The organism is Pseudomonas sp. Z8(2022) (assembly GCF_025837155.1).
Lineage (GTDB): Bacteria > Pseudomonadota > Gammaproteobacteria > Pseudomonadales > Pseudomonadaceae > Aquipseudomonas.
This window is the reverse complement of record NZ_CP107549.1, coordinates 301,195-321,932: the sequence shown is the minus strand read 5'-3', so window position 1 is coordinate 321,932 and position 20,738 is coordinate 301,195. Positions and strand designations below refer to the sequence as shown.

20 protein-coding genes are annotated in these 20,738 nt (G+C 63.8%); 5 read left to right on the top strand and 15 right to left on the bottom strand.

Going from position 1 to position 20,738, the window contains the following annotated elements:
• Positions 1–65: 65 nt before the first annotated feature.
• From cysW to OEG79_RS01415, 10 genes are all read right to left on the bottom strand, one after another.
• On the bottom strand, positions 66–893 hold the full coding sequence (gene cysW / locus OEG79_RS01460; RefSeq protein ID WP_264147118.1) for a sulfate ABC transporter permease subunit CysW: 828 nt from the start codon (positions 891–893) through the stop codon (positions 66–68).
• Complete coding sequence (gene cysT, locus OEG79_RS01455; RefSeq protein ID WP_264147117.1) at positions 890–1,729, bottom strand: sulfate ABC transporter permease subunit CysT; 840 nt, start codon at positions 1,727–1,729, stop codon at positions 890–892. Before cysT ends, cysW begins: the two co-directional genes overlap by 4 nt.
• 81 nt (positions 1,730–1,810) lie before the next feature.
• The gene (gene cysP / locus OEG79_RS01450) at positions 1,811–2,827 is read right to left on the bottom strand and encodes a thiosulfate ABC transporter substrate-binding protein CysP (RefSeq protein WP_264147116.1); all 1,017 of its coding nucleotides are present in this window, start codon (positions 2,825–2,827) and stop codon (positions 1,811–1,813) included.
• A gap of 227 nt (positions 2,828–3,054) precedes the next feature.
• Positions 3,055–3,270, bottom strand: a complete 216-nt coding sequence (locus tag OEG79_RS01445; protein WP_013717671.1) for a TOBE domain-containing protein — start codon at positions 3,268–3,270, stop codon at positions 3,055–3,057.
• Between the two features lie 87 nt (positions 3,271–3,357).
• Positions 3,358–4,158, bottom strand: a complete 801-nt coding sequence (gene ssuB, locus OEG79_RS01440) for an aliphatic sulfonates ABC transporter ATP-binding protein (protein WP_264147115.1) — start codon at positions 4,156–4,158, stop codon at positions 3,358–3,360.
• Positions 4,155–4,949 carry an aliphatic sulfonate ABC transporter permease SsuC gene (ssuC, locus tag OEG79_RS01435; RefSeq protein WP_264147114.1) on the bottom strand — a complete coding sequence of 265 codons (795 nt, stop codon included), beginning with the start codon at positions 4,947–4,949 and terminating at the stop codon, positions 4,155–4,157. Before ssuC ends, ssuB begins: the two co-directional genes overlap by 4 nt.
• A 249-nt stretch (positions 4,950–5,198) precedes the next feature.
• Entirely contained in the window at positions 5,199–6,347 is a 1,149-nt protein-coding gene (gene ssuD / locus OEG79_RS01430) for an FMNH2-dependent alkanesulfonate monooxygenase (RefSeq protein WP_264147113.1), read from the bottom strand.
• A gap of 110 nt (positions 6,348–6,457) precedes the next feature.
• Positions 6,458–7,423 carry a sulfonate ABC transporter substrate-binding protein gene (locus tag OEG79_RS01425; protein ID WP_264147112.1) on the bottom strand — a complete coding sequence of 322 codons (966 nt, stop codon included), beginning with the start codon at positions 7,421–7,423 and terminating at the stop codon, positions 6,458–6,460.
• An 82-nt stretch (positions 7,424–7,505) separates the two neighbouring features.
• Positions 7,506–8,099: an NADPH-dependent FMN reductase gene (gene ssuE / locus OEG79_RS01420; protein ID WP_264147111.1), complete on the bottom strand. Its 594-nt coding sequence runs from the start codon at positions 8,097–8,099 to the stop codon at positions 7,506–7,508.
• Positions 8,100–8,108: 9 nt separating this feature from the next.
• The gene (locus OEG79_RS01415) at positions 8,109–8,747 is read right to left on the bottom strand and encodes a peroxiredoxin (RefSeq protein ID WP_264147110.1); all 639 of its coding nucleotides are present in this window, start codon (positions 8,745–8,747) and stop codon (positions 8,109–8,111) included.
• A gap of 119 nt (positions 8,748–8,866) precedes the next feature.
• On the opposite strand from OEG79_RS01415, the gene OEG79_RS01410 reads away from it, so the two are divergent.
• Positions 8,867–9,322 carry a GNAT family N-acetyltransferase gene (locus OEG79_RS01410; RefSeq protein WP_264147109.1) on the top strand — a complete coding sequence of 152 codons (456 nt, stop codon included), beginning with the start codon at positions 8,867–8,869 and terminating at the stop codon, positions 9,320–9,322.
• On the opposite strand, the gene chrA is transcribed toward OEG79_RS01410, so the two are convergent.
• Positions 9,317–10,651, bottom strand: a complete 1,335-nt coding sequence (gene chrA / locus OEG79_RS01405; protein WP_264147108.1) for a chromate efflux transporter — start codon at positions 10,649–10,651, stop codon at positions 9,317–9,319. The genes OEG79_RS01410 and chrA overlap by 6 nt on opposite strands.
• Positions 10,652–11,174: 523 nt before the next feature.
• Here chrA and OEG79_RS01400 point away from each other — a divergent pair.
• A complete protein-coding gene (locus OEG79_RS01400) occupies positions 11,175–12,530 on the top strand; it encodes a hypothetical protein (protein ID WP_264147107.1) in 1,356 nt (451 codons plus the stop codon).
• 459 nt (positions 12,531–12,989) lie between these two features.
• Here OEG79_RS01400 and OEG79_RS01395 read toward each other — a convergent pair whose 3' ends face one another.
• The 4 genes from OEG79_RS01395 to OEG79_RS01380 form a co-directional block, all read right to left on the bottom strand.
• Positions 12,990–13,721, bottom strand: a complete 732-nt coding sequence (locus tag OEG79_RS01395) for an ABC transporter ATP-binding protein (RefSeq protein ID WP_264147106.1) — start codon at positions 13,719–13,721, stop codon at positions 12,990–12,992.
• Positions 13,718–14,548 carry an ABC transporter permease gene (locus OEG79_RS01390; protein WP_264147105.1) on the bottom strand — a complete coding sequence of 277 codons (831 nt, stop codon included), beginning with the start codon at positions 14,546–14,548 and terminating at the stop codon, positions 13,718–13,720. The genes OEG79_RS01395 and OEG79_RS01390 overlap by 4 nt, the downstream gene beginning before the upstream one ends.
• 3 nt (positions 14,549–14,551) lie before the next feature.
• Positions 14,552–15,544, bottom strand: coding sequence for an aliphatic sulfonate ABC transporter substrate-binding protein (locus OEG79_RS01385; protein ID WP_264147104.1), 993 nt, complete (start codon positions 15,542–15,544; stop codon positions 14,552–14,554).
• Between the two features lie 72 nt (positions 15,545–15,616).
• On the bottom strand, positions 15,617–16,951 hold the full coding sequence (locus tag OEG79_RS01380; protein ID WP_264147103.1) for an OprD family porin: 1,335 nt from the start codon (positions 16,949–16,951) through the stop codon (positions 15,617–15,619).
• A 464-nt stretch (positions 16,952–17,415) separates the two neighbouring features.
• Between OEG79_RS01380 and OEG79_RS01375 the strand changes: the two genes are divergently transcribed.
• The 3 genes from OEG79_RS01375 (at position 17,416) to OEG79_RS01365 (ending at position 20,626) form a co-directional block, all read left to right on the top strand.
• Positions 17,416–18,375 (top strand): aliphatic sulfonate ABC transporter substrate-binding protein, encoded by a 960-nt coding sequence (locus OEG79_RS01375; RefSeq protein WP_264147102.1) that lies wholly within the window; start codon positions 17,416–17,418, stop codon positions 18,373–18,375.
• On the top strand, positions 18,372–19,601 hold the full coding sequence (locus tag OEG79_RS01370; protein ID WP_264147101.1) for an acyl-CoA dehydrogenase family protein: 1,230 nt from the start codon (positions 18,372–18,374) through the stop codon (positions 19,599–19,601). The genes OEG79_RS01375 and OEG79_RS01370 overlap by 4 nt, the downstream gene beginning before the upstream one ends.
• 104 nt (positions 19,602–19,705) lie before the next feature.
• Positions 19,706–20,626 (top strand): sulfurtransferase, encoded by a 921-nt coding sequence (locus tag OEG79_RS01365; protein ID WP_264147100.1) that lies wholly within the window; start codon positions 19,706–19,708, stop codon positions 20,624–20,626.
• Positions 20,627–20,738 lie beyond the last annotated feature (112 nt).

Genomic DNA, 20,738 nt, shown 5'->3' with positions numbered 1-20,738 from the left:
GTGCGATTGCCGCCAGGCCGCTGCATGCGGCCTGGCACCTTCAACTGTGAACGATACTCCTGACGTCACGCCTCGGCGCGCTGCATCAGGCGGCGCTGGCGCCATTCCATGAAGGTCTTGAGGAACAGGGTGAGCAGCGCCATGCAGGCCAGCAGGCCCGCGGCGGTGAAGGCTGCAGCCGGCTTGTAGTCGTTGTTGAGCTGGTCGACCAGCAGCGGCAGGGTCAGGGTCTGGTTGATGATGGTGCCGGAAACCACCGACACCGCGCCGAACTCGCCCACCGCACGCGCGTTGGTCACCACCACGCCGTAGAGCAGCGCCCATTTGATCTTCGGCAGGCTGATGCGGCGGAAGATCTGCCAGCCGCTGGCGCCCAGGCACATCGCGGCGGTTTCCTCATCCTGGCCCTGAGTCTGCATCACCGGAATCAGGATGCGCGCCACGTAGGGGGCGGTAACGAACACCGTGACCATGACGATGCCCGGCCAGGCGAACATCAGCTGCATGCCGTGATCGTAGAACCAGCGGCCGATGAAGCTTTCCAGGCCGTAAACCACCAGATAGCAGAGACCGGCAACCACCGGCGATACCGCGTAGGGGATGTCGATCAGGGTGGTCAGCAGCTTGCGTCCGCGGAAGTCGTAATGGGTCACGCACCACGCCAGGCAGATGCCGAAGCACAGGTTCAACGGCACGGTGATCACTGCCACCAGCAGCGTCAGGCCGATGGCGTGGAGCATGTAGTCCTCGTTGAGATTGCTCCACAGCAGTTCCAGGCCGCCGCCCAGCGCCTTGGTGAAGATCAGGGCCAGCGGCATCAGCAGCAAAACAACCACTACCGCCAGACCGAGTACTACCAGCGCCCACTGGCGCCAATCCTGAGGCTTTTTCATCGACCTTGCCGTTGCCATGCGAACAGACGCCCCTGCACGACCTGCAGGAGGAACAGAAGAATCAGCGACGCGAGCAGGATCACCGAGGCAATGGCCGCCGCCGCCGGATAATTGAACTCCTGCAGACGGACGAAGATCATCAGCGAGCTGACTTCCGTCTTGTAGGGGATGTTGCCGGCGATCATGATCACCGCGCCGAACTCGCCGAGACTGCGCACAAACGCCTGGGAACCACCAGTGACCAGCGCCGGCGCCAGGGTCGGCAGGATCACCTTGCGGAAGGTCTGCAGTCGGCTGGCACCGAGGGTGCGCGCGGCCTCTTCGTACTCCGAGCCGAGATCCTGCAGCACCGGCTGCACCGTGCGCACCACGAAGGGAATGCTGGTGAACACCATCGCCACGACTATGCCGGCGTAGGCGTAGGCCACCTTGAAACCCAGCCACTGGCCGATCCAGCCATTGGGCACCAGCAGCGCAGCGAGGGTCAGGCCTGCCACCGAAGTCGGCAGGGCGAACGGCAGATCCACCAGCGCATCGACGATGCGCCGCCCGGGGAAGTCGTAACGGGTGATGATCCAGGCCAGCAGCAGGCCGATCACCAGTACCGCCAGGGTCGAGTAGAACGCCGCCGAAATGGTCACCTTGTAGGTCTGCACCACGCGCGGATCGCTGATGGCGAACCAGTACTGGCCCCAGGTCATGTCGCTGACATACAGCAGCAGCGCCGACAGCGGCAGCAGGATCACCAGCGACAGGTACAGCACACTGACGCCGAAGCTCAGACCGAAGCCTGGCAGCAGCGGCGTTTGCAGGAAGAACAGCGTTGGTTTGCTCACGAAAAAGCCCGGCTCTACAAATGCAGTTGGCCGCCAATAAGGCGGCCAACGAACCTGAAAATCAGCTGTCCGGGGCGAGTATCAACGGCCCTCGGCCAGAAGCTGGTCAAGGATACCACCGTTGTCGAAGTGCTTGGCGGTGATGTCGTCCCAACTACCCAGGACATCGTTCGGGTTGATCAGGCGTACCGGAGCGAACTGCGCCTTGGTCGCCTCGACCACTTCCGGGTTATGCACGCGGTAGTTGTAGCGGGTCAGCAACTGCTGGATGTCCTTGCTGTACTGGAAGTCGAGGAAGGCCTTGGCCTGCTCGCGGGTGCCGCGCTCGTCAGCCACCTTGTCGACGATGGCGACCGGGAATTCGGCCAGCACGCTGACTTCCGGCACCACGATTTCCAGGTTGGCGGATTTGAATTCCTCGCCCTTGGCGATGTTGATCACTTCCGATTCGAAGGTCAGCAGCACGTCGCCCTGGCCATTCTGAGCGAAAGCCACGGTGGCGCCACGGCCGCCGGTGGGGAAGTTCTCGACGTTCTTCAGCACTTTGCCGACGAAGGCTTTCACCTTCTCCTCCTCACCGTTGAACTTCTCGTTGGCGAACAGCCAGGCGCCCAGGTAGCTGTAGCGGGCGTTACCGGAGGTCTTCGGGTTGGGGAACACCAGTTTCACGTCATCGCGAATCAGGTCGTCCCAGCCCTTGATGTTCTTCGGGTTGCCTTCGCGCACCAGGAAGGCGGTGGTGCTGTAGTACGGCGAGGCGTTGTTGGGGAACTGCTTGGCCCAGTCTTCACGCAGCAGGCCGCGCTTGGCCAGGATGTCCACGTCGGAAACCTGATTGAAGGTGACCACGTCGACCTTCTTGCCCTGGATGATGTCCTGCGCCTGGCGCGAGCTGCCGGCAAAGGACTGGATGATCTTCACGTCCTTGCCGCTCTGCTGTTTCCAGTGCTCGACGAACAGCGGGTTGATCTCGCCGAACAGTTCACGGGCGATGTCGTAGGAGGCGTTGTGGAACGGGGTGTCTGCCGCAGCATGGCTCAGCGAGCCGGTCAGCAGGGTGGCGCTGGCCACGGTGGCCAGAACGATCTTCTTCAGCATCTAAGGCATCCTTATCGACAGAGAGCCTGCACGCAGGCGTTTTGATGGCTCGATTCTGCAGAAAAGATATATAGCCGAAAAATACTTTTTTCTTATCTGCTTATAACCAGAATCAAAAGACCCTGATCGGCCGTGGGCCGCAAGGATAAGTCATGTCGCCCGGACAGGCGAACCGAAGGGCCAAGCACCCTGCCCCGGTCATGCTGACCGGGGCGGCGCAAGGGGAATCAGAGCTTGGCGATGGACACCTCGGTGGATTTGACGAAGGCGATCACTTCGCTGCCAACCTGCAGTTCCAGCTCACGCACGGAACGGGTGGTGATCACCGAGGTGACGATGCCGGCAGCGGTCTGCACATCGATTTCCGACAGTACGTCGCCGATGATGATTTCCTTGATGGTGCCCTTGAACTGGTTGCGCACGTTGATGGCTTTGATGGTCATGGTGTTTCTCCTCAGGTCGTTTACAGGTAGCCGGATGAATTCCGGGGAAATTCATGGCCGCATCCGGATTGCATCCGGGCTGCGGCCTCAAAGCGCCCAGCGCAGCTGCGTAGGCAGGGGTGATACGGGTTCAGGCGGCGTCGGCAGTTCCGGCTGTGCCAGCACACGGTCGAGCACTCGCGCCTCCAGTGCCGCCAGCAATGGCGAGCCGTGCGGACGCGGGCGCACCAGTTGCACATCCAGGTCGAGACCGATCTGGCCGTCCTCGATGAGGATCACCCGGTCGGCCACGGCCACCGCTTCGGCCACGTCGTGGGTCACCAGCAGCACGGTGAAGCCATGCTGCTGCCACAGGCGCTCGATCAGCTGCTGCATCTCGATGCGGGTCAGCGCATCCAGCGCACCCAGCGGCTCGTCGAGCAGCAACAGGCGCGGACGATGGATCAGCGCACGAGCCAGCGCCACTCGCTGTTTCTGTCCGCCGGACAGCGCTGCCGGCCATTCATTGGCGCGATCGGCCAGACCGACCGCCGCCAGCGCTTCCTCGGCCTGCTTGCGCCAGTCACCGGACAGCCCCAGGCCGACGTTGTCGATCACCCGCTTCCACGGCAGCAGGCGCGAGTCCTGGAACATCAGGCGGATGTCCTCGCGTACCGCGTTGAGCGACCCAGTGCCGGCCAGCAACTGGCCGCCGCTGGGCTTATCCAGGCCGGCCAGCAGGCGCAGCAGGGTGCTCTTGCCGCAGCCGCTGCGACCCACCACGGCGACGAACTGTCCGGCCGGAATGTGCAGGTCGATGCCCTTGAGCACCTGGCGCTCGCCAAAGGATTTCTCGATCTTCTCGATCGCCAGCGGAATGCCCTGGCGAATGTTGTGCAGCGCGGTCATTGCCCACCTGCCTTGGCCTGATAGGCCGGATGCCAGCGCAGCCAGACGCGCTCGAGACCACGGGCGGCGACGTCGGCCAGCTTGCCGAGCACCGCGTAGAGCAGGATCGCCAGTACCACCACGTCGGTCTGCAGGAATTCGCGGGCGTTCATCGCCAGGTAACCGATGCCGCTGCTGGCCGAGATGGTCTCGGCGACAATCAGGGTCAGCCACATGAAACCGAGGGCGAAGCGCACGCCGACCAGGATCGACGGCAGCGCGCCGGGCAGGATCACCTGACGGAACAGGGCGAAGCCGGACAGACCATAGCTGCGCGCCATCTCCACCAGCGCCGGATCGACGTTGCGGATGCCGTGGTAGGTGTTGAGGTAGATGGGGAACAACGTGCCGAGTGCAACCAGGAACACCTTGGCCGCCTCGTCGATGCCGAACCAGAGGATCACCAGCGGGATCAGCGCCAGGTGCGGCACGTTGCGGATCATCTGCACCGAGCTGTCGAGAAAGCGCTCGCCCCATTTCGACAGGCCAGTGACAAAGCCCAGCAGCAGGCCGATACCACCGCCGATGGCGAAGCCGATACCGGCGCGCTGGCCGCTGATCGCCAGGTGCTGCCAGATTTCGCCGGAGGACAGCAGCTCCCAGCCGGCGGCCAGCACGGCGCTGGGCGCCGGCAGGATGCGGCTGGACAGCCAGCCACTGGCCACCGCCAGCTGCCAGGCGGCCAGCAGCCCCAGCGGCAAGGCCCAGGGGGCAGCGCGCAGGGCCAGTTTGTGAAGGGTCGTGTTGCTCATGGTTGCCTCGAAAACCTTGTGTAGCGTCTGTATTCCCCCGGATGCATCCGGGCTTCGGACTGATGAAAGCGCCCTATCCCCCAGCCCCTCTCCCATAAATGGGAGAGGGGAGCCAACCGAGCCGGTGAACTTGCTAGCACCGCCGGTCAACTCCCTCGCCCCTCCGGGGAGAGGGTTGGGGAGAGGGGGCTGGCGCCCGATCCTCCCGAAATGCATCCAATGACCGAAGCGGGGCGAGCGGGAAGCTTTTCAGCTCGCCGAAGCCGCCTTCGGCAGAATGTCGCTGGAGATCATTTCGCCGAACGGGCTGACGTAGCCGCGGCTCTCCGGGCGCTCGGGCTGGGCCACGTCCAGGTGCGGGAACAGCAGCTCGGCGACCCGGTAGGACTCCTCCAGATGCGGGTAGCCGGAGAAGATGAAGGTGTCGATGCCCAGATCCGCGTATTCCTTCACTCGCGCCGCCACGGTCGGGCCGTCGCCGACCAGCGCGGTGCCGGCACCGCCGCGCACCAGGCCGACCCCGGCCCAGAGATTCGGCGACACTTCCAGGTTGTCCTTCTTGCCGCCGTGCAGGGCGGCCATGCGCTGCTGGCCCACCGAATCAAAGCGCGCCAGCGACGCCTGGGCACGGTCGATGGTGTCCTGGTCCAGATGGCTGATCAGGCGGTCCGCCGCGGCCCAGGCTTCCTCATTGGTTTCGCGCACGATCACGTGCAGGCGGATGCCGAAGCGCACGGTGCGCCCCTGGCGTGCGGCCTTCTCGCGCACCTGGGCGATCTTCTCGGCCACCGCAGCCGGCGGTTCGCCCCAGGTCAGGTACAGCTCGACCTGCTCGGCGGCCAGATCCTGCGCCGCATCGGAAGAGCCACCGAAATACAGCGGCGGACGCGGCTGCTGAATCGGCGGGTAGAGCAGCTTGGCGCCCTTCACCTGGATGTGCTTGCCGTCGTAATCGACGGTTTCGCCTTCCAGCACGCGACGCCAGATACGGGTGAATTCGACAGAAGCCTCGTAGCGTTCGGCATGCGACAGGTGCAGGCCGTCACCAGCCAGCTCGTCCGGATCGCCACCGGTGACCAGGTTGAACAGCGCGCGGCCGCCCGACAGGCGATCCAGCGTCGCGGCCTGGCGCGCGGCCACGGTCGGCGAAATGATCCCCGGGCGCAGGGCGACCAGGAATTTCAGATTCTGCGTCACCGGAATCAGCGAGGCGGCCACCAGCCAGGAGTCCTCGCAGGAACGCCCGGTGGGGATCAGCACGCCGCCGAAACCGAGGCGGTCGGCAGCCTGGGCGATCTGCGCCAGATAGCTGTGGTCCACGGCACGAGCACCTTCGGAGGTGCCCAGGTACTTGCCATCACCATGGGTAGGCAGGAACCAGAAGATGTTGAGGCTCATGGAGTTGTCTCCTTTCCGGAAATCGTCATAGTCCGGATCAATCCGGGAAATTCGGCCCCCCAACCCTCGGCTCGACGAGCGAGGAGGGGTTGGGGGCGAGGGCTACGGTCTTACTGGGCCTGGGCCAGCTTGGCGGGCGGAGTCCAGATCACGTCCTTGATGGTCAGCTTCCTGGGGATCAGCTTGAGATCGGTGAAGGTGTCCGCGATCTTCTGCTGCGCCTCGACCACATCCTGGGTGATGAACTTCGCGCCATAGCCCTGGCGCTCCACCGCTCTGTAGGTGATCTCGCGGGACAGCCCCAGCAGCGGCGCGACCTGATCGGTGGCTTGGTCCAGGTTGCCCTGCACCCACTCGCCGACGCCGCGAATCTCGTCGATCAGGATGCCGACCACTTCCGGGTTCTTCTCGGCATAGGGACGGGTCGCCAGGTAGAACTGGTGGTTGTCCACCAGGCCGCTGCCGTCACGCAGGCTGCGCGCCTGCAGCTGCTGCTCGGCGGCGGACTGGAACGGGTCCCAGATCACCCAGGCATCGACGCTGCCACGCTCGAAAGCGGCGCGGGCATCGGCCGGCGGCAGGTAGACCGGGGTGATGTCGCTGTACTTGAGACCGGCATCTTCCAGGGCGCGCACCAGCAGGTAATGCACGTTGGAGCCCTTGTTCAGGGCGACCTTCTTGCCCTTGAGTTCGGCCACCGATTTGATCGACGAATCCTTCGGTACGAGGATCGCTTCGCCGGTCGGTGCTGGCGGTTCATGAGCGACGTAAAGCAGATCGGCGCCAGCCGCCTGAGCGAACACTGGCGGGGTCTCACCGGTGACGCCGAAATCCACGGAGCCGACGTTGAGGCCTTCGAGCAACTGTGGCCCGCCGGGGAATTCGGTCCATTTGACGTCCACACCGCGTTCGGCCAGGCGTTTTTCCAGGGTCCCCTTGGCCTTGAGCAGCACCAGGGTGCCGTATTTCTGATAGCCGATACGCAATGTTTCGGCCTGAGCTTGAGTGATGGCGCCGAAGGAAATGGCCGCGGCAAACAGGGCGACCAGGCTTCGACGCAAAGTGATTGTGCGCATGGCGCTCTCCTTTGCAGTGATGTCTTGGTTGGCTACCTGCTTGCCCGTTGACGGGCGAGTAAGGCGGGGTATTACGGGTGGATCAGATGCTCCAGCGGGCGTTTACCAGCCGGTCGTTCAATACGTTCGGATCGATCGGTTTCGGCCGCCGCGCCAATGCGGCAGTCAGTTGTTCCAGCGCGTCGTCGAGGCGTTCGCGCAGCTCGTCATCGATCTGCGCGGGCCTGTCCCCTTCCGGGTAGGCGATCTGCTTGTCCACGGCGAATACGCCGGAGAGCATTTCCTGCGCCTTGAGCGCGGCCAGCACCGGCTTGAGCGCGTAATCCACAGCCAGCAGATGCGCCGGGCTGCCGCCACTGGCCAGGGGCAGCACTACCTTGTGCGCCAGGGCGCGCTCCGGCAGCAGGTCCAGCAGCACCTTCAAGGCGCCGGTGAACGACGCCTTGTACACCGGCGTGCCGACCACCAGACCATCGGCGCTGGCCACCACAGCCTGCAGATGCTGCACGGCCGGGCTGTCGAAGCGTGCATGCAGCAGGTCCTCGGCCGGGAAGTCGCGCACGCGCAGCAGGCTCACTTCCACCTGCTGCGCCTCCAGGCGCTGACGCACGTAATCCAGCAGCAGTTCGGTGCGCGAGCGCAGCGAGGGGCTGCCGGACAGCAAGACAACGTGCATGGCCGCTCCTCAGCGATTCGGCTGCGGGGTCAGACGCAGGTACGGCTTAACCGCGCGATAACCTTTCGGGAAGCGCTCGGCGATCTCGGCCTCATCCTTCAGCGAGGGAACAATGACCACCTCGTCGCCGTCCACCCAGTTGGCCGGCGTGGCGACCTTGTAGTTGTCGGTCAGCTGCAGCGAATCGACGACGCGCAGGATCTCGTTGAAGTTGCGCCCGGTGCTGGCCGGGTAGGTGATGGTCAGGCGCACCTTCTTGTTCGGGTCGATGATGAACAGCGAACGCACGGTCAGGGTATCGTTGGCGTTCGGATGGATCAGGTCGTAGAGATCGGAGACCTTGCGATCGGCATCGGCGATGATCGGGAAGTTGACCGCAGTGTTCTGCGTCTCGTTGATGTCGTCGATCCACTTGATGTGCGAGTCGACCGGATCGACGGACAAGGCGATGACCTTGACGCCGCGCTTGGCGAACTCGTCCTTGAGCTTGGCGGTGAAACCCAGTTCGGTGGTGCACACCGGCGTGAAGTCGGCCGGGTGGGAGAAGAGGATGCCCCAGCTGTCGCCCAGCCACTCGTGGAAACGAATGCGGCCTTCGCTGGAATCCTGTTCGAAGTCGGGGGCGATATCGCCCAGACGGATACTCATGATCGTGCTCCTTGGCAGTAGCTTGTTGCGTGGCGCTCACTATGCTCAGGAACAAAGAGAAACAAAAAGAATAAATAATGATTTATTTATAACTGAAACATCTTTAAAGAAAGACCGTCATGACCACACCAAGCCTGCACAAGGTTCCCGGAGAACAGGCGCCGATGGCGCTGCTGCTGGAAGCCGACCCCAGCACCACCGTCATCGCCGGTTATCTGCAGGACGGTCATTGCGTAGTCGCACGCCTGGGCGAGGCGACCGTCGGCGTCTATGTAATCCAGGCCCTGACCGCCGACACCTGGGAACTGATGAACATCGCCGTGGCGCCCGAACACCTGGGCCAGGGCATCGGCGGCCTGCTACTGCGCCATGCCATTGACCAGGCCAGGCAATTGGGTGGGAAACGTCTGGAACTGGGTACCGGCAGCTTCGGCCACCAACTGACCTTCTACCAGCGCGCCGGCTTTCGCGTGGTGGCCGTGGAGCCGGACTACTTCCTGCAGCACTATCCCGAACCGCTGTACGAGAACGGCCTGCAGCATCGCGACCGCTTGCGCCTGGCGCTGACGCTATAGCACCAGATGCGCGGCCAGGCCGACCAGCGCACAGGCCGTCAGTGTCTCGATCACCCCGCGCTTGAAGATCAACAACGCCACGCCCGCACCGAGGGTGATCAACGCCGACACCCAGTCGAACGCCCCGGCAAAACCCTGCGGCCAGAGCACGTGATAACCAAAGAACAGCGCCAGGTTGAGAATCACCCCGACCACGGCGGCGGTGATCCCGGTCAGCGGCGCAGTGAACTTCATCTGGCCATGGGTCGATTCCACCAGCGGCCCGCCGGCGAGGATGAACAGGAACGACGGCAGGAAGGTGAACCAGGTGACCAGCGCCGCCGCCAGCGCGCCACTGGCGAGGGCCGACTCGCTGCCGAACACCGGCTGGCCATAGGCACCGACGAAGGCAACAAAGGCCACCAGCATGATCAGCGGCCCCGGCGTGGTTTCGCCCAATGCCAGGCCATCGATCATCTGCCGGGGCGTCAGCCAGCCGTAGTGATCGATGGCGCCCTGGTACACGTACGGCAGCACCGCGTAGGCACCGCCGAAGGTGAGCAGCGCCGCCTTGGTGAAGAACCAGCCCATCTGAGGCAACGTGCCCTGCCAGCCGAACGCCAGAGTCAGCAGGCCCATCGGCAGCAGCCAGAGCAGCGCGCCGACCAGCAGGATCAGCGCCAGCCGACCGGAGCGAAAATGCGTATGCGCCAGACGCGTCTCGTCATCGATCAGCGCGGGCACATGCGCCCCACCCGCCTCGCCATGCCCGGCGCCAACCGCGAAGTGCTGCGGCGCCAGTCGCCCGCCGATGTAGCCGACCAGCGCCGCCCCCAGCACGATCAGCGGGAACGGCAGCTGCAGCGCGAAAATGGCCACGAATGCCGCCGCCGCGATGGCCCACAGCCAAGCATTCTTCAACACTCGCCCGCCGATGCGCCAGGCCGCCTGCACCACAATGGCCGTCACCGCCGGCTTGATACCATAGAAGATCCCCGCCACCAGCGGCACATCGCCGAACACCAGATAGACCCAGGACAGCGCGATCAGGATCAACAGCGACGGCAGCACGAACAGCGCTCCGGCGATCACCCCGCCCCAGGTGCGGTGCATCAGCCAGCCGATATAGGTGGCCAGCTGCTGCGCCTCCGGCCCGGGCAGCAACATGCAGTAGTTCAGCGCATGCAGAAAGCGCCGCTCGGACAGCCAGCGGCGCTTCTCCACCAACTCCTGATGCATGATCGAAATCTGCCCCGCCGGCCCACCGAAACTGATCAACCCCAGCTTCAACCAGAACCATAAAGCCTGCAGCAAACTGACCGGGGCGGGACGTTCAGGCGAGTCAGGCATCGAAGGCTCCAACGGCTAAAAATCGACCGACTACTATAGCCATGAAAGATGACAGCCGCTCGTCACCGCACGAAAAATCACCAGCCCCACGCAGCCCTTGCCCCACCTGGCCTGGACGAGTTTTCCCGCATCTTATCCACAACGCTTTCCCCAGATGTTGTGCACGACACCCCGCAACTCACCCCCGACCTGCCCTGCTGTTGAAAACCTGGGCCAAGTGATTGATTAAAAGCGATATTCCGCCTGGCGATACGCCAGCAGAGCGTCATTGGACAAAAACTGAACGGCCTGCCGAGACCCGCTTGGATGCTAGGCGTGGAGGGCTTTTGCAAAGGTTATCCACAGTGGTGTTCACAGAATTTGTGGGTGGCTGTGGAGAGGTCGCGGAGGCCGCGACATCTTCAGGCGAAACGAGGACGCGCAGCAACACAGGAAAAATTGCGCACAGATTTTCCGTGTGCAACGCGACATGGATATCCGCTAAATTGCTGAATCTTTCCGACAACCAATGGGGCTCCCTGTAATGCAGATTCTTTCCGCGTACCTTCTAGAATCTGCAGTCCTGTCCCAAGAGGAAGTCTCCAGGTCAGCCGCCCGCATTGAGCAGGCATTGAACGAATGGCTGATTGAAAAAGGCGCATCCGACCCTGCTGTTTCTTCAGGAAAATTCATATCCAGAACAAGAGGTTCAGCGGACGGACAATTCCAGCGCAGAGACGCCGCGTCCGAGGCTGGCACGTTCAGAGAACTCTCTCTTCTCGAGCCAACAACATCAGGACAGCAGTTCATCACTACCATTGACCTTCTCAAGCTCAAGGACAGGATTGTCGTCTATGCAACCTTGGCCGTTCAAAACATAGCCACGGTCATTGCCCCGGTATTCACAGACCCGCGCTGCCCCTTCATTGTCAAAAAGCTTCTTGGATTGCGCAGTGACTGGCACATCGGAAATTTCCCCATCCCCGACTCCACCGCACAAATGCTCTATGGCACAGACGGCGGACAGAAGCTCAAGTCCATAATCCAGGACCCCGCCAGAACACTCCCCATTGTTGTGGTTTCCGAAATCGAGCAAGAGCCCATTTGGGAGAACCTCGAGACTCGCCTGGCCTCTGATCTGGCAGGACTGGCCAGCGTCGTTCGCATCGACGAAGAAGCGTCCTGGCTGTTAACCGATGAACTTGGAAAGCCCAACTCCTGTTATCTCGGAGCTGTACGCCTGTACTGGCCAGGCGGAAGGGATTTCGATGGATCTGTTTCGCCCAAAAGCTCGGTATGGACTGCCAGCCACCTGTTGTCTCAGGACTCAGATGGCAAGGGCATGCAGCGATTTCGCTCGCTGTTGAGACGCAACGTAATGGGCGTCGCCTCGCTTACCGTCGAGCCACCTGCCGTCATTCGTGAGATTCAGAACCAGGCTGCGCGATCCAGGCTTCTGGAGCTGGAGCAGCGCGCCAACTCGAATTCAGACGAAATCGAATTGGCGCGTTTGTTCATCCAGGAGAACGAAGAGCTAAAGGCATCATTGGATGAAGCCTACCGAGAGATTGCGCGCCAGGCCAGCAAAGCAGAAGCGGCCGAGTATGCGTTGAGCCGCCTCAAAGAAGACAGCGGAGCGGATGAAGCGGAAGCCGAAGATTTATCCGAGAAAATCACGCCAACCGAAGGCGAAACCCGCTACTACAAGAAGACACGGAACACCCCGTCCCATGACGTGCTCGTGAGAATCAAGGACTGCGGGCATAACGCATGGCAGGGAGCCAATAACGCCGACAAGGCCAAAAAGGGCGTTGAACGGCTGGAAGGCACTTCCGAATGGAGCAATTTCTATCATTGCTCCAAATGCACCGGCGGCGGAGTCTGGAAAGTAATCTGGTAGCGCGTAGGGTGGACAACGCGAAGCTTGTCCACCATTGCCCACACAAAAGCCAGCGGAAACTTCCCACTTAACCGGGCACAGCGAGCCGCCTGGCAATCACCAATGGTGGATGGGAAAAGCGTCATCTACCCTACGCTGAAATACCCACCGCGTAGGGTGGACAACGCAGAGCTTGTCCACCCTGCCAAGGGTAGGAACAGCTCGTAGGGCGCAGGTTCCGCTCTCGACACGGCCTGGCGGGCTGCTCGCTTCGCGAGCGAGGCCGCCCTACATCAGCAAGTAGTCTGGGTAGAGCACCCTCAACCGAATGAAACGTTCGGTTTCATACCCGCCATAACCTCTGAAGCCTCGCGCTGACAAAGCCCCCGGATTGCATCCGGGCTACGCAGGTGCGCTTGACGCGAGCAAAAAAAATCGGGCCTTGCGGCCCGAAAAAGTACTCCACCTTGAAGAGTTCGTTTACAGCGCGTGCGACTGGTACAGCTCGGTCAGGGCCTCGCCGCGCAGGTAGGCCAGTTCCGCCGAGCGGCGGTCGCGGGGGCGGGTCAGAGGCACGGCCAGTTCGCGTTGCAGGCGGCTTGGTGTGCCGCCGAGGATCAGCACGCGGTCGCTGAGGTAGAAGGCTTCGTCGAGGTCATGGGTGACCAGCAGCACGGCGATCTCATAGCGGGCGGCCAGCTCCACCACCAGATCCTGCAGCTTCATGCGGGTGAAGGCGTCCACCGCGCTGAAGGGTTCATCCAGCAGCAGCACCTGCGGTTTGCCGTACAGCGCGCGGGCGATGGCCACGCGCTGCGCCTGGCCGCCGGAGAGATGCTTGGGCAGCGCGTCGCCCCGTCCGTGCAGGCCGACGTCGCGCAGCAGTTGTTCAACCCACTGATCATCAGCCACCCAGCCATCGGCGAAGCCGACGTTCTGCGCCACACTCAGCCAGGGCATCAGCCGCGGCTCCTGGAACACCACGCCGATGCCGCTGCCGCGACCGAAGTTGAGCAGCGGGTTGAGTTCCAGCCCGCCCTGATAGTCCTGATCCAGCCCGGCGGCGATGCGCAGTAGGGTGCTCTTGCCGCAGCCAGAAGGGCCGAGCAGGCTGACCACTTCGCCAGCGGCCAGGCTCAGGCTGACGTCTTCGAGCACACGCACGTCGGCGAAAGCCTTGTGGATGTTCTGCAGCTTCAGCAGCGCACTCATGCTCTGCCCTCCCCGCCCTGGAAGCTGTCACGCCAGCGCAGGGCTCGGGTTTCCCAGGCCTTGAGCAGGCTGTCGCTGAGTTTGCCGAGCAGCGCCAGCAGCAGGATGGCGGCGATCACCAGATCCGGACGCGAGGTTTCCCGGCCATCGCTGAGCAGATAGCCAAGGCCACGGGTGGCGGCGATCAGTTCGGCGGCGACGAGGAACATCCAGCTCAGGCTGAGCGCGCCGCGCAGGCCGGTGAACAGGCTAGGCAGCGCAGCGGGCAGGAGAATCCGGCGCACCAGCGCCAGCGGCGACAGGCCGTAGAGCCGACCGACTTCCACCAGTTTGCGGTCGATATTGCGAATGCCGGCGAGCAGGGCCAGGTACACCGGGAAGAAGGCGCCGAGGGCGATCAGCACGATTTTCGGCGTTTCGTCGATGCCCAGCCAGAGCAGCAGCAACGGTACCCAGGCCAGGCTCGGAATGGCGCGCAACGCCTGGAAGGTCGGTTCCAGATAGGCTTCGGCGCGGCGACTGAGGCCCACCCAGGTGCCGATGGCGATGGCCAGCGCGGCGCCTATGGCAAAACCGGCGCCGACGCGCAGCAGGCTGGCGTTCAGGTGCCGCCATAGCTCGCCGCTCTGCGCCAGCAGGTACAGCGTTTGCGCCACCTGGCTCGGCGCAGGCATCTGGTGCGCGGGCAATACGCCGCTGCGCACCAGGGTTTCCAGCAGAGCCAGAATCAGCAGGGGCACCACCCAACCACGCAGGTCGGTCAGTGCCGGCCGCCAGCCTGGAAGCCGTTCGGCCCAGCGACCGATGACGAGGTTGAGCGCGCCCATCGGTCAGTTCCCCGCCTTGGCCAGGTTGCCACCGATCACCTGAGCGGCCAGTTGCGGCTGGATCAGCTGATCGACCACCTGGGCGACGTCGGTACCCGGACGCACCAGTTGCTCGTCGAGCAGGATCGGCGCGGCGGCTTTCAGCGCCTTGATGTGTTCGGCGCCCGGCTGCGCGTTGCTGAAGTCGGTGCGCGACAGTTGCAGCTTGGCCACTTCCAGCGGCAGCTTGGCTTCGTCGGCAAGCAACTGGGCCAGGGCATCGGGGTTGGCGATGGCCCACTGACGCGCCTGCTCATAAGCGGCGATCACCTGCTTGATCAGCTCGGGCTGCTCCTTGGCGAACTTTTCGGTGACGCTGAGCACGCTGTAGCTGTTGAAGTCGCGGTTGCGATACAGCAGGCGCGAACCGGCCTGCAGCTCGCTGGCGGCCATCAGCGGGTCGAGCCCGGCCCAGGCCTGCACGTCGCCACGCTCCAGGGCGACGCGACCGTCCGGGTGTTGCAGGTGGACGATTTCCACGTCGTTCTTGTCCAGCCCGGCCTGCTGCAGGCTCTGCAGGAGGAAGAGGAAGGGGTCGGTGCCCTTGGTGGCGGCGACCTTCTTGCCCTTGAGGTCGGCCAGCGACTGGACGGGCGAGTCCTTGGGCACCACCAGCGCTGTCCACTCCGGGCGGCTGGCAACGTAGACGGTATTGATCGGCGCGCCGTTGGCGCGGCTGAGCACGGCGGCCAGGCCGGCAGTGGAGGCGAAATCTGTGCTGCCGCCGTTGAGGTATTCCAGCGAGCGGTTGCTGCCCTGGCTGAACACCCATTTGACGGCGATGCCCTGCGGCGCGAGGGCTTTTTCCAGCAGGCCCTGCTGCTTGAGCACCAGGCTGGTGGGGGCGTAGTAGGCGTAGTCCAGGCGAACTTCCTTCGGTGGTGCGGCGTGCACGCTGGCCGGCAGCCAGGCGGCAATCAGGGCCGCCAGGCCGGTACGCAAGAGGTTCTTCTTCATGATCATCTCCTTCGGGGGAAGCGCCTTCCGGCCCGTTGGCGGGCCGGTCAGGAGATGGCAACAGGGGGTTGGTTAAAGCAGCGGCAGGCTGTAGGTCACGTACAGACGGTTCTCGTCGGTGTCGTTGGCCACTTCGCTGCGCAGGCTGGCGTTACGCCAGGAAAAGCCGAGCCCTTTGAGGGCGCCTTCCTGCAGCACGTAATCCAGGCGGAAGTCACGCTCCCACTCCTTCTTGTCGCCGGTGGCGTTGTCGATGTGGTCACCGGACAGGTAGGTCACCGATGCCTTCAGACCCGGTACACCGAGCTTGCCGAAGTCGTAGCCATAGCCTGCCAGCCAGGTACGCTCGCCGGCGCTGGCGAACTTGCCGATCTGGCGGTCGGTGATCAGGTAGGCGGTGGCGCCATCACCCTGGTTGAGGAAGGGGAAGGCGCTGTTGCCCGAAACCTGCTGGTAGCCGGCGTTCAGCTCGTGGCCGCTGTGGGAGTAGGTGAACAGCGCGCTCCAGGTGCGGTTGTCCACTTCACCGGCCTTGCTGTCACCCGGATTCCAGTAGCCGCTGCTGCGGAAACCTTCGGCACGTCCGGCCACGCTGCCGTTCTTGCCGTCCGCATCGCTGTAGAAGTAGCGCAGGTCGCTCTTAAGGTTGCCGCCGCCGAGCGCGTAGTTGTGCACCAGGCCGAGGAAGTGCTGTTTGTAGAAGTCTTCCAGGTTGCCGTAGTAGTACTGCGCGGTCAGGTCCTTGGTGATCTTGTAGTCACCACCGGCGAAGTAGAAGGTATTGACGAACTGGCGGGTCGCGCCGCTGTTGGCACCGCCAATGGACAGGCCGCGGGAGTCGGTGGAGCTACGGCCCTTGGCGTGCTCCAGCTGGCCGGCAGTCAGGGTCAGACCGTCGATTTCGCTGGAGGTGATCTGGCCGCCCTCGAACAGTTGCGGCAGCAGGCGACCGTCGTTGAAGGTCACGACCGGCAGCTTCGGCTGCAGGGTGCCGAGACGCAGTTCGGTCTTGGAGATGCGCGCCTTGGCAGTCACCCCGGCCTTGCTGTAGTCGCTGACCGCCGAGCCGTCGGTGTCCAGCGGGAACAGCTGACCCGGAGTACGGTCCTGACCAGCCTTGGCCGGGGTGGTATTGCGACCGCCGCTGTCCAGGCGCACGCCGAGCAGGCCGATGGCGTCGACGCCAAAGCCGACGGTACCTTCGGTGAAACCGGACTGGAAGTTGAGAATGAAGCCCTGGCCCCACTCTTCAGTCTGGCCGGAGTAGTTCTGACTCTCACGGTTATCGGAGTTGAAGTACAGGTTGCGCAGGTCGATGGTGGCCTTGCTGTCACCGATGAAATCGGCAGAGGCCACCTGGCTCAGGGTGCTGGCGGCGATGGCCAAGGCCAGGGTGGTTTTTTTCATGATGCTCGATGCTCCAGGTGCTCTGTGTGCTGTTCGGGTTTGGCACTGCACAGGGGCTCGGCAGGACTGCGTGCTTGGCGCAGGTCTCGGCGGATTGGCATAAGAGCCCCTGATCGGGCCCGATGCGGTGGTCCGCTGTCGGCTGGCGGCTAATCTACGAAATGCAGACTAATCCCTAAAAAGAATTATTTTTCACTTTGTAGTAACAAAAAGGAATATGAGGTCAATCCCGGCATAACCCGCCCCGCGCCCCCGGCCGAAAACGTAACCTATGAGCTCTACCGCCCACCTGCTACACGCCGACTGACAAACCGGCCTTAGCTAATTCCTAAAAATTATTTAACAACGCCTTTTTATATCGCTTAGCTTCCCCCTACCGGATCACCGGACTTCTTTCCCTGAACACTGAAGTACGCGTGATCCGCCGCATCCATGGCCGGCACGTGTTCGTATCGAGAGCCGCCATGTCCAAGACCCATTCCCAGCGCAGCAAACTGATCGCCGCCTCCCTGGCTATCGGCCTGCTCGTCGCTCCGCTCACCGAGGCCGCCGAGCAACTGCGCATCGGCTACCAGAAATCCTCCACGCTGATCAGCCTGCTGAAGAGCCAAGGCACGCTGGAAAAGGCGCTGGCCGATCAGGACATCAGCGTCAGCTGGCACGAATTCCCCAACGGCCAGCCGCTGCTGGAAGCGCTCAACGTCGGCAATATCGATCTGTCCGCCGATGTCGCCGACACCGTGCCTGTATTCGCCCAGGCCGCCGGTGCCGACCTCGCCTACTTCGCCCAGGAAGCGCCCTCCCCCAGCGCCCAGGCGATCATCGTGCGCGAGGACTCGCCGATCAAAACCCTGGCCGACCTCAAGGGCAAGAAGATCGCCGTGACCAAGGCGGCCGGCGTGCACTACCTGCTGATCGCGGCGCTGAACAAGGCCGGTCTGAAGTTCAGCGATATCGAACCCGCCTACCTGACCCCGGCCGACGGCCGCGCCGCCTTCGAGAACCGCAAGGTGGACGCCTGGGTCACCTGGGAACCCTTCCTCAGCGGCGCCCAGCAACAGTTGCCGACCCGCATCCTCGCCGACGGCAAGGGCCTGGCCGACTACCAGCGCTACTACCTGACCAGCGCCAGGTTCGCCAAGAGCCACCCGCAGGTGCTGCAGACCGTGTTCGCCGAGCTGGTGAAGACCGGCGACTGGCTGCGCGCCAATCCGCGCCAGGCAGCTGAAATTCTCGGCCCGCTGTGGGGCAATCTCGACCCGGCCATCGTCGAGCAGGCCAACGCCAAGCGCAGCTACCAGGTGCGCCTGGTGCAACCGGACAGCCTCGCCGAGCAGCAGAAGATTGCCGACGCCTTCTACGGCGCCAGCCTGCTGCCGACCTCGGTGGACGCCCGCGACGTGAGCATCTGGAGCCCGCAATGAACGCCGAAGCCCGCCTGCACCCCAGCCTGCGCGACGAACCACTGTTCGCCGCCCACCTGTTCCCCGTGGATTTCGGCAGCCGCACGGCCAAGGTCGAACGCCTGGCCCGGCGTCTGGCGGCCAGCGCAGTGGAGCGTGACCGCGCTGGCGGCAGCGCCCAGGTCGAACGCGAGCTGGTGCGCGACAGCGGCCTGCTGACCCTGGCCGTGCCGCAGCAGTACGGCGGCCAGGGCGTGGCCTGGCCGGAAATCTATCGCATCGTGCGCTACCTGGCGGCGGTGGACAGCTCGCTGGCCCACCTGTTCGCCTTCCAGCACCTGCAGGTGGCGACCATCCTGCTGTTCGGCACCCCCGAGCAGCAGCGCCACTGGCTGACCCGCACGGTGCAGGAGCGCTGGTTCTGGGGCAACGCCACCAACGGCCGCGACACCGGCCTCAAGCTCACCCCGCGCGAGGAACATTACGAGCTCAACGGCAGCAAGTCGTTCTGCTCCGGTGCGCTCGGCGCCGATGCGCTGGTGATCAGCGCACCGCGTGGCAAGAACCCGGAAGACCGGGTGTTCATCGTCCTGCCGAGTCAACGCGAGGGCCTGGCGGTGAACAGCGACTGGGACGGTTTCGGCCAGCGCCAGACCGACAGCGGCACCGTGCAGTTCGAGCAGGTATTCGTCGACAGCAGCGAGCTGCTCGGCCCGGTCGGCCCCAGCCCGCGCACCACCCTGCGTGCCTGCCTGTCGCAGCTGATCCTTACCCAACTCTATCTGGGCAATGCCCAAGGCGCGCTGGATGCCGCACTGCGCTACACCCGCGAGCAGAGCCGCCCATGGCCGGCTTCGGGCGTGGCCAGTGCCAGTGATGATCCGTTCATCCAGCAGCGCTACGGCGAGCTGTGGCTGCGCTACCGCGCTGCCCTGCCGCTGGCCGAGCACGCCGCCCAGCGCCTGCAGGCCGCCTGGGAAAAACCGGCGCTGACCGCCGCCGAACGCGCCGAAGTGGCGCTGGCCATCAGCGAGGCCAAGGTGGTGGCGGTACGCGCCGCGCTGGAGATCACCAGCCAGATCTTCGAAGCCATGGGCGCCCGCGCCACCAGCTCGCGCTACGGCTTCGACCGCTTCTGGCGCAACGTGCGGGTACACAGCCTGCACGACCCGATCGACTACAAGGTGCGCGACCTGGGCAACTGGCTGCTCAGCGGCCAGGGGCCGCAACCGTCGCTGTACGGCTAGGGAAGGAGGTCACGCCCCGGGAATATGCATAGGAAGAATCGATATTTCGCCCTTGCGGCGCTCATCTAGCCTCAAAAACTGCCAACGACCACGAGGTCACAACAATGAAGATCAAAACCCTCCTCGGCGCCGGCCTGCTGGCCGCCGCTACCCTGCTGCAAACGGCCCAGGCTGCCAGCGAATACCTGGTCAGCACCGACTGGCTGGAAAAGAACCTGCAGGACCCCAAGCTGCGCATCATCGAGGTCAGCGTGGTGCCCGGCGTTTACGAACGCGGGCATATCCCCGGTGCGGTGAACTTCGCCTGGCACAGCGATCTGGTCGACCCGGTACGCCGTGACATCGCCAGCCAGGAAGCCTTCCAGCAATTGCTGCGCAAGGCCGGAGTGAATGACGACAGCACCACCATCCTCTATGGCGACAACAACAACTGGTTCGCCGCCTGGGGTGCCTGGGTGTTCGACGTGTACGGCGTCGACAACGTCAAGCTGCTCGACGGCGGCCGCGCCAAGTGGGAGGCCGAAGGCCGCCAGCTGGATAGCCGCGCCAGCACGCCGAAAGCCGGCAACGTCACGGTGAAGGCCGCCAACAGGGAGCTGCGCGCGTTCCTGCCGGACGTGGTTGCAGCCGCCGAGAAACGCAGCGACGTGCAGCTGGTGGATATCCGCTCGGCCGATGAATACAACGGCAAGGTCTTCGCTCCGCAAGGCGTGCAGGAGCTGGCCGTGCGCGCCGGCCACATACCCGGCGCGGTGAACGTGCCCTGGGGCCAGGCGGTAGCCGCCGACGGGACGTTCAAATCGGCCGATGAACTGAAGAAGATCTACGGTGCGGTGGGCGTCGACGGCAGCAAGCCGATCATCACCTACTGCCGCATCGGCGAGCGCTCCAGCCACACCTGGTTCGCCCTGAAGAAGATTCTCGGCTATGACGTGCGCAACTACGACGGTTCCTGGACCGAGTACGGCAACGCTGTGGGCGTGCCGGTGGTAAACGTGGCCGGCACCGTCTGGGGCGGCAAGTAAAAGACCTGGAGCATTACAGCCCGTAGGGTGGGTGACGTGGACAGATGAAACCTGATCCGCCCTACTCGAACAGCGGCCCTGCGCGCCACGCCAGGGCCGCTTCGTCATTACG

What these genes read in the sequence shown, in the direction of transcription:
- cysP (WP_264147116.1), bottom strand. Translation starts at nt 2,827, where the DNA reads ATGCTGAAGAAGATCGTTCTGGCCACCGTGGCCAGCGCCACCCTGCTG.
- OEG79_RS01390 (WP_264147105.1), bottom strand. Translation starts at nt 14,548, where the DNA reads ATGGGCGCGCTCAACCTCGTCATCGGTCGCTGGGCCGAACGGCTTCCA.
- OEG79_RS01425 (WP_264147112.1), bottom strand. Translation starts at nt 7,423, where the DNA reads ATGCGCACAATCACTTTGCGTCGAAGCCTGGTCGCCCTGTTTGCCGCG.
- OEG79_RS01375 (WP_264147102.1), top strand. Translation starts at nt 17,416, where the DNA reads ATGTCCAAGACCCATTCCCAGCGCAGCAAACTGATCGCCGCCTCCCTG.
- ssuE (WP_264147111.1), bottom strand. Translation starts at nt 8,099, where the DNA reads ATGCACGTTGTCTTGCTGTCCGGCAGCCCCTCGCTGCGCTCGCGCACC.
- OEG79_RS01370 (WP_264147101.1), top strand. Translation starts at nt 18,372, where the DNA reads ATGAACGCCGAAGCCCGCCTGCACCCCAGCCTGCGCGACGAACCACTG.
- ssuC (WP_264147114.1), bottom strand. Translation starts at nt 4,949, where the DNA reads ATGAGCAACACGACCCTTCACAAACTGGCCCTGCGCGCTGCCCCCTGG.
- chrA (WP_264147108.1), bottom strand. Translation starts at nt 10,651, where the DNA reads ATGCCTGACTCGCCTGAACGTCCCGCCCCGGTCAGTTTGCTGCAGGCT.
- cysW (WP_264147118.1), bottom strand. Translation starts at nt 893, where the DNA reads ATGAAAAAGCCTCAGGATTGGCGCCAGTGGGCGCTGGTAGTACTCGGT.
- OEG79_RS01415 (WP_264147110.1), bottom strand. Translation starts at nt 8,747, where the DNA reads ATGAGTATCCGTCTGGGCGATATCGCCCCCGACTTCGAACAGGATTCC.
- OEG79_RS01365 (WP_264147100.1), top strand. Translation starts at nt 19,706, where the DNA reads ATGAAGATCAAAACCCTCCTCGGCGCCGGCCTGCTGGCCGCCGCTACC.
- OEG79_RS01445 (WP_013717671.1), bottom strand. Translation starts at nt 3,270, where the DNA reads ATGACCATCAAAGCCATCAACGTGCGCAACCAGTTCAAGGGCACCATC.
- OEG79_RS01410 (WP_264147109.1), top strand. Translation starts at nt 8,867, where the DNA reads ATGACCACACCAAGCCTGCACAAGGTTCCCGGAGAACAGGCGCCGATG.
- ssuB (WP_264147115.1), bottom strand. Translation starts at nt 4,158, where the DNA reads ATGACCGCGCTGCACAACATTCGCCAGGGCATTCCGCTGGCGATCGAG.
- ssuD (WP_264147113.1), bottom strand. Translation starts at nt 6,347, where the DNA reads ATGAGCCTCAACATCTTCTGGTTCCTGCCTACCCATGGTGATGGCAAG.
- OEG79_RS01385 (WP_264147104.1), bottom strand. Translation starts at nt 15,544, where the DNA reads ATGAAGAAGAACCTCTTGCGTACCGGCCTGGCGGCCCTGATTGCCGCC.
- OEG79_RS01400 (WP_264147107.1), top strand. Translation starts at nt 11,175, where the DNA reads ATGCAGATTCTTTCCGCGTACCTTCTAGAATCTGCAGTCCTGTCCCAA.
- OEG79_RS01395 (WP_264147106.1), bottom strand. Translation starts at nt 13,721, where the DNA reads ATGAGTGCGCTGCTGAAGCTGCAGAACATCCACAAGGCTTTCGCCGAC.
- OEG79_RS01380 (WP_264147103.1), bottom strand. Translation starts at nt 16,951, where the DNA reads ATGAAAAAAACCACCCTGGCCTTGGCCATCGCCGCCAGCACCCTGAGC.